The 14158-nt window shown below is 38.4% G+C and carries 14 protein-coding genes and 1 pseudogene; 8 read left to right on the forward strand and 7 right to left on the reverse strand.

What is annotated here, in order from left to right; all coding sequences use genetic code 11:
* Window positions 1–116: 116 nt before the first annotated feature.
* The gene (gene mrdA, locus E0H80_RS01430) at window positions 117–2135 is read left to right on the forward strand and encodes a penicillin-binding protein 2 (protein WP_131362493.1); all 2019 of its coding nucleotides are present in this window, start codon (window positions 117–119) and stop codon (window positions 2133–2135) included.
* 3 nt (window positions 2136–2138) lie between these two features.
* Window positions 2139–2696, forward strand: a complete 558-nt coding sequence (rsmD, locus tag E0H80_RS01435) for a 16S rRNA (guanine(966)-N(2))-methyltransferase RsmD (RefSeq protein ID WP_131362495.1) — start codon at window positions 2139–2141, stop codon at window positions 2694–2696.
* A gap of 86 nt (window positions 2697–2782) precedes the next feature.
* Here the strand turns inward: rsmD and E0H80_RS01440 are convergent, their stop codons facing one another.
* Window positions 2783–2983, reverse strand: coding sequence for a membrane lipoprotein lipid attachment site-containing protein (locus tag E0H80_RS01440; RefSeq protein WP_171457793.1), 201 nt, complete (start codon window positions 2981–2983; stop codon window positions 2783–2785).
* A 252-nt stretch (window positions 2984–3235) separates the two neighbouring features.
* Between E0H80_RS01440 and E0H80_RS01445 the strand changes: the two genes are divergently transcribed.
* Both E0H80_RS01445 and E0H80_RS01450 read left to right on the forward strand, forming a co-directional pair.
* Complete coding sequence (locus E0H80_RS01445) at window positions 3236–3970, forward strand: sulfite exporter TauE/SafE family protein (RefSeq protein WP_131362499.1); 735 nt, start codon at window positions 3236–3238, stop codon at window positions 3968–3970.
* Between the two features lie 184 nt (window positions 3971–4154).
* Window positions 4155–4484 carry a hypothetical protein gene (locus E0H80_RS01450; RefSeq protein ID WP_131362501.1) on the forward strand — a complete coding sequence of 110 codons (330 nt, stop codon included), beginning with the start codon at window positions 4155–4157 and terminating at the stop codon, window positions 4482–4484.
* Window positions 4485–4654: 170 nt separating this feature from the next.
* Here E0H80_RS01450 and E0H80_RS01455 read toward each other — a convergent pair whose 3' ends face one another.
* On the reverse strand, window positions 4655–5242 hold the full coding sequence (locus E0H80_RS01455) for a 1-acyl-sn-glycerol-3-phosphate acyltransferase (RefSeq protein WP_228259929.1): 588 nt from the start codon (window positions 5240–5242) through the stop codon (window positions 4655–4657).
* A gap of 322 nt (window positions 5243–5564) precedes the next feature.
* Here E0H80_RS01455 and E0H80_RS01460 point away from each other — a divergent pair, with 322 nt between their 5' ends.
* The 4 genes and pseudogenes from E0H80_RS01460 to E0H80_RS01475 all read left to right on the forward strand — a co-directional run bounded on the left by E0H80_RS01460 (window position 5565) and on the right by E0H80_RS01475 (window position 8839).
* Entirely contained in the window at window positions 5565–6059 is a 495-nt protein-coding gene (locus E0H80_RS01460) for a copper resistance protein NlpE (RefSeq protein ID WP_131362503.1), read from the forward strand.
* Window positions 6060–6235: 176 nt separating this feature from the next.
* Window positions 6236–6994: a copper resistance protein NlpE N-terminal domain-containing protein gene (locus E0H80_RS01465; RefSeq protein ID WP_165494266.1), complete on the forward strand. Its 759-nt coding sequence runs from the start codon at window positions 6236–6238 to the stop codon at window positions 6992–6994.
* Window positions 6995–7084: 90 nt separating this feature from the next.
* Window positions 7085–7240: pseudogene (locus E0H80_RS01470) on the forward strand (transposase); the annotation flags it as partial.
* A gap of 393 nt (window positions 7241–7633) precedes the next feature.
* Complete coding sequence (locus E0H80_RS01475; RefSeq protein ID WP_131362507.1) at window positions 7634–8839, forward strand: hypothetical protein; 1206 nt, start codon at window positions 7634–7636, stop codon at window positions 8837–8839.
* Between the two features lie 40 nt (window positions 8840–8879).
* Here E0H80_RS01475 and E0H80_RS01480 read toward each other — a convergent pair whose 3' ends face one another.
* The 5 genes from E0H80_RS01480 to E0H80_RS01500 form a co-directional block, all read right to left on the reverse strand.
* On the reverse strand, window positions 8880–10037 hold the full coding sequence (locus E0H80_RS01480; RefSeq protein WP_131362509.1) for a helix-turn-helix transcriptional regulator: 1158 nt from the start codon (window positions 10035–10037) through the stop codon (window positions 8880–8882).
* Window positions 10038–10206: 169 nt separating this feature from the next.
* A complete protein-coding gene (gene groL / locus E0H80_RS01485) occupies window positions 10207–11841 on the reverse strand; it encodes a chaperonin GroEL (RefSeq protein WP_131362511.1) in 1635 nt (544 codons plus the stop codon).
* 56 nt (window positions 11842–11897) lie between these two features.
* Window positions 11898–12188, reverse strand: a complete 291-nt coding sequence (locus E0H80_RS01490) for a co-chaperone GroES (RefSeq protein ID WP_067863388.1) — start codon at window positions 12186–12188, stop codon at window positions 11898–11900.
* Between the two features lie 186 nt (window positions 12189–12374).
* On the reverse strand, window positions 12375–13148 hold the full coding sequence (locus E0H80_RS01495) for a metallophosphoesterase family protein (RefSeq protein WP_131362512.1): 774 nt from the start codon (window positions 13146–13148) through the stop codon (window positions 12375–12377).
* Window positions 13129–14067 (reverse strand): diacylglycerol/lipid kinase family protein, encoded by a 939-nt coding sequence (locus E0H80_RS01500; RefSeq protein ID WP_131362514.1) that lies wholly within the window; start codon window positions 14065–14067, stop codon window positions 13129–13131. Before E0H80_RS01500 ends, E0H80_RS01495 begins: the two co-directional genes overlap by 20 nt.
* Window positions 14068–14158 lie beyond the last annotated feature (91 nt).

A 14158-nucleotide genomic window follows, 5' to 3' on the forward strand; every position in this document is an offset into this window, starting at 1 on the left:
CAAAGTTTAAGCTAAACACAGCTAACTGTTCGCCTGAACAAATATCAAAAAATGATGACATGCGTTAGAATACTCCACCGGTTTTTCCCACTCTCCTGTATGTAAGTCGATCGCGTATGAAGCAGCACTTTCCTTTAAAAAATGTTCAACAAGAAAAGCGCATTTATCGCAATCGAGTGTTTATCGCGGTCGGCATTGTTGCATTCTTTCTTCTAATACTGGTGGCTCGTTATGCCTATTTGCAAATTGCAAATTATGACGAGTTTTCAACCGCCTCTGATCAGAACCGCATTCGCCTGCAACCTTTAGCTCCTGCACGCGGTTATATTTACGACCGTAATGGTATTTTACTTGCAGACAATTATCCGGTGTTTTCAGCCACCATGTCACGTGCTGATGTTAAAGATATTGAGGATACTGTTGAGCGTTTAACCCCAATTTTAGCCTTAACCCAAGAAGATATAGACCGTTTTAGCAGTCGAATTAAAACCTCTAAAAAAACCGAACGCGTTTCGCTTAAATTGAATTTAACAGAAACAGATATCGCCAAATTTAGTGAAGTGAAGTTTCAATTCCCCGGGGTTAATATAGAAACCCAAATGACCCGCTATTATCCGCATGGTGAGCTTTTTGCGCATGTGGTTGGTTATGTGGGTCGAATTAATGACAAAGAATTAAAATCGATTGATAAAGATTTATATGCAGGAACCAACCTCATTGGGAAAATTGGGGTCGAAAAATCCTATGAAGATCTTTTACACGGCGTACCCGGCAATGAATCTGTGGAAGCCGATGCACACGGTAATGTGCTGCGTAATTTAGGTCGCAAAGATCCTGTTCGAGGCAATGACTTATACCTGTCTATTGATTATGGTTTACAGGTGATCGCAACTGAACAACTGGCAGGACGTCGTGGCGCAATTGTGGTATTGAATCCTAAAACTGGGGAAATTTTAGCCCTAGTTTCAAGTCCAAGTTTCAATCCGAATCTGTTTGTGACCGGAATTAACAATACCGACTATAGCGCCTTACGCGACAATCTTGATCAGCCACTTTACAATCGTGCTGTGCAAGGTGCCTATCCTCCTGGCTCAACCATTAAACCGATGTTTGGTCTGGGTGGACTGCATTACAATCTGCTGGATTGGAGTACTGCCATTTCTGACCCGGGTTATTTCTCCTTACCCGGAGATTCACATAAATTCCGTGACTGGCGAAAATCGGGGCATGGCGCTGTAAACCTGCATAAAGCTCAAGTGGTGTCTTGCGATACGTTCTATTATATCTTGGCCTACCGTATGGGCATTGAAAGAATGAATGTCTGGATGCGCCAGTTTGGTTTTGGTGAAAAAACCGGTGTGGACCTACCGAGTGAAAGTACAGGTTTATATCCAAGCCCGGACTGGAAAATGCGAACCCGTAAAAGCAAATGGCTTAAAGGTGAAACCATTTCTGTCAGTATTGGACAAGGGGCATTTACCGCAACCCCTTTACAATTGGCCATGGCCACTGCGATTACCGCCAATCAAGGCGCACACATTACCCCACATGTATTGCGTGAAAGTCATGGGGCAAAACCGCATGAAGCTCATAATGCACCGGATGGTGAAATTCAGTTTAATGGCAAACCGGAAGACTGGATCAAGATGCGCGATGCCATGGTAGATGTGGTCGAAACTGGTACCGGTCGTGGTATTCGCACCCCGATGTATCACATTGCAGGTAAAACCGGAACTGCACAGGTTAAAAGTATTGCCCAAGGCAAAAAATATAACGAAGCATTATTAACCGAGCGTCAACTGGATCATGGTTTATTTGTCGGTTTTGCTCCTGCAGAAAACCCTGAAATAGCGGTAGCTGTCGTTTGGGAAAATGGTAAACACGGTGGTTCAGCCGCACAACTGGCGCGACCTATTTTTGATTATTGGCTGCTCAAACGTAAAAAAAATCCCATTCAGCCAGCAGGTCATCAAATTAGTGGTGGTCTAATGACTGCGGGGATTAAACCTGGTGAATTGCCAAGTGGGACTACGCCAGTCGCCGATGATGTAAATAGCACAAATAAACCGCAATCAGCACAGCCTGCATCAGCTGCATTACCATCAACGAACTCACAACCGGTAGAGAGTGACTGATCAATGAAAAATCAACTCCGCATTATTGGTGGTGAATGGAAACGTCGCCAACTTGCTTTTTCCAGTATTGAAGGTTTACGTCCCACACCGGATCGTGTACGGGAAACCTTGTTCAACTGGTTGATGTGGGATATTCAAAATTCGAATGTCCTGGATCTGTGTGCGGGTTCGGGTGCCTTAAGTTTTGAAGCATTGTCACGTGGCGCGGCACAAGTGATCATGATTGAACCGAATCGTACTCAAGCGGCTTTTTTAACAGATAATTTGCAGTTGCTTAGAGTAAGCAGTCAACATGCAAAATTAAAAGTTGCGACCGCTCAACAAGTCTTGCCTACACTTAAAGAACAATTTGATCTGGTATTTTTAGATCCACCCTATAGTTTGGATTTATGGGAAGAACTTGCTCAACTCGCCGATCCATTAGTTAAAGATAAGGCTTTTATCTATGTTGAAGCAGATCGCGACTTGAATCAGCTGAAACTGCCCTCTTCATGGCAACAGATTAAACAGACTAAAGCCGGCACGGTTCGCGCAGGCTTATATCAAAAAAATCCCTTTTAATCAAAGGCCATAAAAAAGGATTCCTATATGGAATCCTTTTTTTGTCGAATGTAGGTTATAAATTTAAGATCTGGCCTAGAAACCTGTTAACGATTGTAGGGTCGGTCTCGATCATTTCTGTCATGGTTCCAGTCCGGACGGTCTTGGTTATTCCAATCTCGATCCCCATGTTGTCGATCATAATGTCCGTTGCGGTCTCGATGATCACGATCACCATCATAAGGATCTGCAACACAGCCACTTAAAGTCACTGCGAATACAGAAAGTAATATCATTTTTTTCATCATGTCCATCACCTTTTATTACTGCACTATGCCAGTATCAAACGATTTAATGGAGAAATGAACGGAGCGATTGTTGCACTCTTGTAGCCATTTATTCATTTTTTTATACATAGTGAACATATCTAACAAATATCCCCTCCTTTAAATCCTTTTATTAAAAGTTCTACTTAGATTTGCATAAATACAGATAAATATAAGCTTGGCTTTTTGGGTGATCTTTAGAATACTGCTGCCTTTCCTTATGAACTTATGCTTATGACTTGGCTGTTATTTATATTCGGTGCAATGGTCGCAGGTTTTGTACAAGGACTTACAGGTTTCGCTTTTGCCTTAATTGCCATGTCTTTCTGGGTATGGGTATTGCCTCCACAAATTGCAGCACCGTTGGTGGTGTTTGCCTCGGTATGGAGTCATATCATTTCATTATCGAATGAGCAAAAGCATCCTCATCTCAATAAATCACTGGTTATACCTTATCTAATTGCAGGTCTTATTGGCGTACCTTTAGGAACTTATTTACTGCAAATGATTCAGCCAGCGACATTTAAATTAGTTTTAGGCTTATTTTTAGTGTTGTGGTGTTCCATCATGTTCTTCAATCCACAATTTCCCCGACTGCAACAATCCGGAAAATTTGCAGATAGTCTGGTTGGATTTATCGGTGGAATACTGGGTGGCTTAGGCGGATTTTGTGCCTCAATGCCTTCTGCCTGGGTCATGTTGAAAAACCTGTCCAAACAAGAGCAACGTTATATTTTACGGCATTTCAATTTCGGCATTCAGCTTTTTACCTTGGTGGCCTATTTGCTCCAAGGCACCTTGGAAATAAAACTACTGCCTTATATGCTCATCTTGCTGATCAGTGTGAGTTTCCCTGCAATATGGGGCGCAAAATTATTCTATAAAATTTCAGAGCGACAATTTAAACATACTGTATTAAGTCTATTATTTGCATCGGGTGGTTTTTTAATTCTCAGCACCCTGCTCTAAATTTATTAATACGAAATATTTAAAACTCATATGCAGCAAGTTAAAATAATTTTCCCTGAAATATATTTTAAAGAAATCAGATAAATCTCATTTAATCAAAAAACATCCAATTGGCATTTCACATTCCATCAATGTAAGAGAAAACTTTATACAATAACTTATCCCCGCCACTAATTTTTCTAAAATGAAAACCTTGATTTTATTAGCAGGTATTATTGTTTTCACTGGCTGTAGCTTAGGCACCTCTCGCGAGGTCAAGCATGCAGAAAAAATGCTTTCAGATTTTCAGTGTAATAAAATTGAAAGTGCACAAATGACGCATAGTTCCATTACCTCATTTCACGAACAATCCTTGGCTGCTAGCCGGCAAAAAGCTGAATCGTATGTGCAAAGTTATAAAGAAGGTGAGGAGTTATTTGATGTTCCATTAACCGATGTCATTAAGGAACAATATGTCAGGTATCAGGAGGCTTGCCAGCATTTAGGTGGAATTACTTCAACAGCAAATAAATAAACATATTTCATCTCGTTAAGGGAATGCTCCACAGCTCTATTCATTACTAAAAATTGTCAGATCACATGCTGGCTGGCAAATGCTGAAACGTTGGGTCAAGTTTTTTCAATTTATAAATTTCACCCACGGTTTAAAGCAAGACAGGGATAAACTCCCTGTCCTTTTAAAAATTATGCTTCAGTGTAATAACGCTTATCAACACTAAAGTTTTCTGGAAATTTGCCATTGATTTGAGAATAAAAGTCCATAATCTCGGCCATGTCTTTTTCATAATCTCCAGTAGGATACACAATTTTTCCTACTCCGGTTTTCTTCTTGGCATAATCCATATAAGCCAAAGCAATCGGTACACCGGCAGCAGTGGCCACATGATAAAATCCGGTTTTCCATTGTTCCTGTTTTGCACGCGTAGCTTCAGGCGTTACCAACATTACCAGCTTGGGATTGTGATTGAATAAATCAGCCATGACCTCAACCATACTTAGTCGCGGCTCGCCTTGTTTTTTGGGTGTGCGGTCAATACCGATGCCACCCAAAGCTCGTACAAATGGTCTAAACGGAAACTTCATATAGCTGTCTTTAATGGTTATACGAACATTTACCCCTAAGGCTTTTAGGGCCAAACGGGCATATAAAGCATCCCAATTACTGGTATGTGGTGCAGCAATCATTACGCACTGATCTAAATCAAGCGGCCAATGATTATCAATTTCCCAGCCCATCATTTCCAAACTTTGTTCAGCTAATTTTTCGAACACAAAAACACCACACCCTTATAAAGTGCGCAGATTTTAACAAGGACACTGAAATAAGATAGCTCAACATGTATAATTAACAATCAATTAATATATAAATGTATAATTTAAAAGAAATGGATATTTTTTTTAATCTTTATATCTCGCAAAAACTTATTAGTTTTAGAAATCAAGAAAATTTACAGAGTGTATTTTAAATAAAGATATTCATATCTCATAAAAACTCATGCAGGAAATAACAAAGTACAAACAATAAAAATCTTTAATAAACCTTCTTTCCTACGTAGTTTTAAAAGTTACGTTGCCTTATAAAAGGAAAGAAATCGTGAAAAAAATAATATTAATTCTGCCTCTTATCACTATCGCTCTAACTGCCTGTAGCAAACCAAATACCGATACAAATCAAAACAATCAAGCACCTGAAAATACAATTACTCAAACTGAATCTATGCAACCTACCACGACTCAACCCGCAACCCCAATGGGTGATACTGCAGAAACTTCACTGGATTGGGCCGGTGAATATAAAGGTGTGTTTCCATGTGCCGATTGCCAAGGTATTGAAACAGAACTGGAGTTAAAAGCAGATAAAACCTATGAATTAGCACAAAAATATTTGGGTAAAGGAAAAAATAATGAATCTAAAGTCAAAGGCACCTTTAGCTTCGATCCTGATAATCCATCTGTCATTCGCTTGGATAAAGCAGGTGAAAATCGTAAATTTTTTGTAGGTGAGAATTTTGTTGAAGCTCGCGATATCAACACAGGCAAAGTGATTGATTCAAAGCTTAATTACAAATTACACAAAGATCTTAATTAATTCAGATTCGTTCTGATTTGCACAAAAAGCCTGAAATCGGGCTTTTTTAGTTCCTCTATTTCGGTATATTGGTCACGATTTGCTACAAATAAACCGTCTATTTAGTGAATGAATACTAGCGAGATCATTCAGTTATGCTTACTGTTAGAAAATATCTTTCTAATTAAATGATCATTATGAAACAAGCGATGATTACACTTAGTTTTTTTGCCCTATTACTTTCAAGTGGCTGCGATAATAAGAATAGTACATCCTCGGTGAATGAAAAATTTAATCTATCTGAACAGCCTTCACAACCGATACAGGTTCAAATTCCCAGCTGGGTTGGTCATTACCAAGCATTTATCCCCTGTAAGACTTGTGAAAAAAAACTCGTATCAATCAGACTTCATCAAAACAAGACTTATAGCCTAAAAGAAATTAGTTTCTTTAAGCATAAGACTATACAAAAAGAATCTTCGGGAACATTTACTTTCGACGAGAAAAATTCAAATTTATTGCAATTAATGGACGATAAAACCCAACAAAGGCGTTATTTTTCTTTGCATGCCCATTCAATCGAACCGCTTGACCAAGATAAAAATCAGTTCAAAGATTTTGAAAAATACCAAATCCCTCAAGTACAAACTATACAAGTCAATAATGCACTGAAATATGTAGATATTGAGGCAGATTTATTTAAATCAGAAAAAATAGAATCGAATGGTATTACAAGCACTCAATTGACGTATTTTTTTGAGATTAATAATCAGTCAGATCAACCCCTTAAATTACGCGACAGCGATATTATTTTAGTGGATAATAAAAATAATGAACATCTTGCTACGATTAAAAACAACCCAATCTCACCCATAAAATCCAATAGCACTCAACATGCGTTGGTGGTATTTATTTATCCAGATTCTTCTCAACCTGCTTATATCAAAATTAAATAATTGAATATAAGTAGGGTGGGTTGACACTTTTAGCTTAAAAAATATCGAATTAGTAAAATCAAATCGCCAAACCCAGTTTTACTATTCGCTATGCCTCGTACCCTGCTGAAAGATCAACACTGGCAAAAGTTGAAAGTTATTTTGCGTAATTTATTCAGTCACTACAACTCAAAGTCACCTCATTTTATTGAAGCTATTCTCTATAGAATTAGAACAGGCTGTGCATGGCGAGATATTCCTTCCTGTAGCAGTTTAGAGGAATAGCTCCTCGATATAAAGCTCAAAAGAAATTATGAAAGTTCTATTGCTTTGCCTGTATATTTTTATGGCGACCTTTATAGGTTTAATTATGAACAGTAAATATCAACAGCCCCTAATAAATATTAAAAAAATCAAAGTGGAACAATTTTTATATTTAAAAATCACTCTCGCTAAGTGTATTTAAAAATTAAATTCATTTCATTTTTTAAATCATTTGAATAACAACACAAAATATCTCTTTTAATTTTTACAACTTATTACATTGTTATAAAAAGTGACGAAAAATAATCCATTTATCCTAATTTGAGGATATTTTGCGCACATTCAGCTTGTTTATGCTCTATGCACAATAATCAAAGGTTATGATGGAGTAGAAAAATGAAAAAAGTGCTCTTGGCATTTGCCATTGCGGGCTTACTTACAGCATGTAATGACGATAACGATGACGATTTTAACCCACCCCCTACCACTACCACTCAACAGGGACAACTCGTTGATGGACCAGTATCGGGCGTTGAATATCAAACGAGTAGCGGTATAAAAGCTAAAACCAATGCTGACGGTTATTTTGACTATAAAGCGGGCGATACCATTAAATTTTTTATTGGTGGTGTACAGCTAGGTGATTCAATTCCAGCTTCTCCTCGAATCACTCCATTGCAATTATCTACTATAGAAAATGTTCGTCAAAATATTATCGTTTTCTTACAAACACTTGACACCGATACCAATTACGACAATGGCATCCAAATTAGTGCTGCTGACTTCACAGCACTAGCTGACAACACCATCAACTTTAACCAGACTTATGCTCAATTTATTACAGATCCTGTTTTTACCGAACTTAATAAAACTCCAGTTGCATTAGAAACTGCACTCACTAATTCGGAAAATGCCTTCTATAAAGATATTGCTGGAAGCTGGGAGTTGAGTCATACCGGTCAGGATGCTGTAGTTGTTCATATTTCTCCTTCTGGGCAATATATATTAGGCGAAGTAGATGGAACTGATCTAACGGGTAGCGGCGTAGAATCCGGTACATTGGACTGGAATCCAATTACTGGACAAATTAATCCAGCAATTGAGGCTGATACCAATGGCGAGCTAGGACTGTCTAATCCAAACGGAGGCGTACCGTTTACCTTAAATTATGATCGAACCAACCTAACACTGGTCGAATCTGGTGTAACGAATGGTGAAAATAAATTAAAACGGATTAGCACCACTGCAAACAATCTTCAGGACAACTGGTTCAGTGATACAAATGCAATCACATTCTTTAGTGACGGTTATTATATGTATATTGACAGTTTAGCAAATGATGACTGTGACACACCGACGCAGGGGGTTGAATACGGTAAATACAGCACGACCAATGGAACTGTGTTTGCCACTCAAAGTATAGTGGATACAACTGGCTGTTCAGGACTTGTAAACGGAACAACGCTTTATCCAGCGTTTACCTACACGGTTGTTACTGGATCTTTAACTCTTGTCAGCGGTGATATTTCATATACTTTCAATAAAGACTTCCTAACTACTGATACTACTGATACTACTGATACTCTTGTTGCTACCGAATAATAATCAAGATATATCTATCCAGAATCAGCTTCTGGATAGATTAACTTACATGTTCAAAATCTAGAGTAAGGCCAATTAATTTATATAAAAACTCTACCTGGCTATTACATTGCATTTTTGCATAAATATTTTTTAGATAAGTCCGTACTGAACTTAATGTCAAGTTGCAATGCACTGAAATTTGCTCAAGGTTATATCCATTAACAAATAATTCGCACAATTCACACTCCTTCTTCGACAACCCATAAACTTCCTTTAAGTAAGGTAGTGCAAGGTTATATTTTTTTTCTGTTTCAGTAATGAATAGAAGCACATACTCCTTTAAATGGTCTTTTAAATCTGCAAAATGCTGCGTACTGTTAAAAGGTGCAACAGTGAGCATAAACTTATGGCCAGCTTGATCAGTTAATGCCAATAACCCGCCGACCTGTTTTTTTGTATATTCAGATTCAACTCTAGCGCTCAATATTAATTGTTCTAAATCGGGTTGAGCTGTCTTACTCACATTAATTCGATTATTTTTATCCAGTTCAACTACGTTGGATTTTGCAAAAATAGATTGCGCTTTTTGATTGAGATATTGCACTTTTCTATCTATATCAATCAGTAAAATACCAGTTTTTGCTGCATTCAGTATTTGGTATAAATTATGATTTTCTAAACGAGCCAAACTTAATTGTTTATGAATTTGCAGGGCGCGTCGCAAATGCAAACCCATTCTTTTTAAAATATCTAGTTCAAATTGACTAAAAGGTTGATCTTGCTCGCTCCGATGAATTCCAAGTACAGACCATTGATGATCACCTTGATCCAACAACACCGCAGCAATAAAACAAATCCCGATAGGCTTTAAACATTTTTCATAAAAAATAAACTCATCCGTCCCAAACATTTGACTATAGTGCGATAAATTTTGACTTAAAGTATTTCCTATACCTAATTTTTGCCAGAGTGGAAAATGTAACTTCTTATCAATAATTCTTATTCTTTCTTGTTGACTGCTTTCTATACTTTGCTGCGGAAGATTATAGGTATAAACAAAATTATATGCGGGATTTAATTGATCTAGAGCAGTGAACATGGCAGCTTTGCTTTCAGTATATTGAACAATGTGTTGAATTACCTTAGGCCACAAACTGGCATCCAAAGCAGCTTCATAAATTTGCCCGATAATTAGATTCTCTAACTCATTATTCATTATTTTCACCAGTTACACACAGATAAAAAATTTATTAATTAGTTTTTCTTAAGAATAGAGAATTAAAGTAATTAGTCAAACTTAGCGTATGAATCATTTGAATATGATTCTTTAAAAAAAAATCCCCGCATTTTGCGGGGATTTTTTCAGATCGGATGATCAGTATGAATTACATCATACCGCCCATGCCACCCATACCGCCCATATCAGGCATAGCAGATTTATCTTCTGGAATATCAGTAATCATGCATTCAGTTGTAAGCATTAATGCAGCAACAGAAGCAGCATGCTCAAGTGCAGAACGTGTTACTTTTGCAGGGTCAAGAATACCCATTTCAAGCATGTCGCCATATTCGCCAGTCGCTGCGTTATAACCGAAGTTACCTTCGCCATTTTTCACAGCGTTGATCACAACTGAAGGCTCATCACCTGCATTTGCAACGATTTGACGAAGCGGTGCTTCAATCGCACGACGTAAAATGTTGATACCGACATTTTGATCATCGTTTGCACCAACAATACCATCAAGCACTTTAGCTGCACGTACTAGCGCAACACCACCACCTGCAACAACACCTTCTTCAACTGCAGCACGAGTCGCGTGAAGCGCATCGTCAACACGGTCTTTTTTCTCTTTCATTTCAACTTCAGTGGCAGCACCGATTTTGATGACTGCAACACCGCCTGCTAATTTAGCAACACGTTCTTGAAGTTTTTCTTTGTCGTATTCTGAAGTAGATTCTTCAATTTGTGCACGGATTTGTTGAACACGATCTGAAATTTGAGCTGCATTTCCTGCACCATCAACAAGAACAGTGTTTTCTTTAGAAACAGTTACTTTATGCGCTGTACCTAAGTGCTCTAGAGCCGCTTGTTCAAGTGACATGCCAATTTCTTCAGAAATTACAGTACCGCCCGTCAAAATCGCGATGTCTTGAAGCATTGCTTTACGACGGTCACCAAAACCAGGTGCTTTAACAGCACATACTTTAATGATACCGCGCATGTTGTTCACTACAAGAGTAGCCAACGCTTCGCCTTCAACATCTTCAGCAATAATAAGCAGTGGTTTACCTGTTTTAGCAACCGCTTCCAACACACTGATCAATTCACGAATGTTGCCAATTTTTTTGTCAACAAGAAGAATGAACGGATTTTCAAGTTCAGCGGTTAACGTGTCTTGTTTGTTTGCAAAGTACGGGCTGATATAACCACGGTCAAACTGCATACCTTCAACAACGTCAAGCGAATCTTCAAAGCCTGAACCTTCTTCAACAGTGATAACGCCTTCTTTACCAACACGTTCCATTGCTTGCGCAATAAGTTTACCTACAGTGGTGTCAGAGTTAGCAGAGATCGAACCAACTTGTTCAATCGCTTTGGTATCAGAAGCAGGTTTAGCAGTGGCTTTAATGTTTTCAACCACAGCGCGAACTGCAAGATCGATACCACGTTTCAAATCCATTGGATTCATACCCGCAGTAACTGATTTGATCCCTTCGTTCAAAATTGCTTGAGCCAATACAGTTGCAGTGGTTGTACCGTCACCTGCGATGTCATTGGTTTTTGAAGAGACTTCACGAACCAATTGCGCGCCCATGTTTTCAAACTTGTCTTTAAGCGTAATTTCTTTGGCAACCGTTACACCATCTTTAGTGATGTGTGGTGAACCGAAAGAACGGTCAATGACAACGTTACGACCTTTAGGACCTAAAGTTACTTTTACCGCATCTGCAAGTATATTCACGCCTGCAATCATTTTGCTGCGAGCTGAATCACCAAATTTTACGTCTTTAGCTGACATGCTTTACTCCAAATATTTTAATTTTCAATAATTTGATTAACTGAAACAGGTCTGAATTAGTCTTCTAAAACGGCTAAAATGTCAGACTCTTTCATAATAAGAAGTTCTTCGCCTTGAAATTTTACAGTGGTACCTGCATAAGTACCGAACAATACTTTGTCGCCTACTTTAACGTCTAAAGCACGTACACCATTGTCAGTAATCTGACCATTCCCTGCTGCAATGATTTCACCTTGAGCCGGTTTTTCAGCAGCAGAACCCGGAAGTAAAATACCACCAGCAGTTTTAGTTTCTTCTTCAACACGACGAATAACTACGCGATCATGTAATGGACGAATGTTGCTCATTGGAAACTCCATCAGACTAAGTCTTTTATAGTAAAGTAATGATGACTTTGTTATTCCATCGGTCATCATCAAAAAAATAATTTCGATGACACTTTGGTGGGGATGGAAAAAAACGCTTCAAGGGGGCAAGCAAAAAAAAGTACTGTTTTTTGTGTATTTTTTATTCGATCTCAGATATTTCTGTATTTATTCAACATTTTCTTCTTTTAATACAAATTTTTTTTGCTGTTCTTCAAAATAATAATGCTGCACATCTGCATTTGCATGAATGACATTAAAACTATTTGGCAAGCCATGATGTAGCCGATATGAAGTCGCCGTTCCGGCATGAATATCCAGTACTGGATGTGCTGCGCCTAAATGATAAATCCGGTTTAAATCATAAACTGCCGATTGATGCAGATGCCCATGCAATAAACCATTTAACCCACTTTGACTCCAGGACTCCAAAGCCATCCGTCCCAACATGGGACAATCTTTCACACCATGCGAATCATTCGGTGGGGTATAAAAAGGTTGATGCGCCACGATCAGTTTGATTTTATTCGCAGGAGCGATCATTAACGATTGGTCAACCTGCTGGATTTGCTGCAATGAGATATGGCCGCGGGTGTGATAACGCCGCCGAATGCTATTTACCCCAATAATATAAAAATGCTCAGTTTCCAAGCTGGTTTCCATATTGCCAAAGAACAATTTATAACGGGTAAATGGGCTAAAGATACGGCTCCACAGCTGATACAACGGAATATCATGATTACCTGGCACCACCAAATACGGCAGATTTAAACTTTCCAAGAATTTTTTGCAATCATAAAACTGTATGTAGCGTGCACGCTGGGTTAAGTCCCCACTCACTACAACCGCTTCAATTTGTTGCTCTTGGCAAAATAAGCGGATTGCCGCCAGACAGGCGAGTTTTTCCGTACCAAAATGCAGATCAGACAGATGCAGAATCATGGGGCACCATCATTTTTAAGGCATTTTTACGCACTGAAATTTTAAGTGGAGGCTGTATTTCAACAATTTCACCATCTAAAGCAACCGTTAATTTTTTCCGTTTTGAATAAATCTTGACTTCATCTGCTGAAAAACAATACACATCTGGTGCTTTTTCCAAGTTTCCCTTGATTAATTGCCATAGAATTTTAAATAAGGTGCGTTTATCACTTTTGGCAACGACTAAACCCGCGACCTTTCCTTTTTGAGCAGATTCAGCAATACCAAGGTTCATCTCTTCCAGTTGCAACTGATTATTGCCAAAGAAGATCAGGGGCGTTTTAACAGGATATTTTTTTCCATCAACTTCGACTTCAAGTTTTAGTTCTTTACGGTCACGAATTAACACATCCAGACCTGATGTATACGCATTTAAAGCAAAACGACCCAAGCGCTGGTTATATAATTCACGTTTTTGAATAAATAAGGGGTATAGCCCCAAACTGGCATTGTTTAAATAAATATGATCATTGATTTGTGCCACATGTACTTCACGCATCTTTCCTGTGGCGATCACATCCGCAGCTTTTAGTAGATCCAGTGGAATATTGAGTAATCGTGCCACATAATTGAATGTTCCTAGGGGCAAGATCCCCATGGGTATTTCAGTTTGCATAAGTTTCGCAGCAACTGCGTTTAAGGTTCCATCTCCCCCTGCTGCAACGATCACCCCAAGCTCATGGGCTTGTTGATGGCGTAATATGACTTTGTTCATCAAATGATCAAAACTCACCTCTGCACCAATTTCAAAAGCCTGAATTTCATAGCCATACGCAGTTAAATTTGTCATAAGCTGCTCAAAGACTTCATCTTTATTCGCTGCATGAAATCCAGACTTTTCATTATATATGAGTGATAAGGGCTTTAAAGGTTCTGACATTTTTTATATCTTTTTGAAGCAATTACTCTAATCTTGTCCAAATTATCAGCAATTAAAAGCCTCTTTATGTAAAATTCGAATGACAACCATT

Origin of the sequence: Acinetobacter sp. ANC 4779 (assembly GCF_004331055.1) — a bacterium.
GTDB lineage: Bacteria > Pseudomonadota > Gammaproteobacteria > Pseudomonadales > Moraxellaceae > Acinetobacter.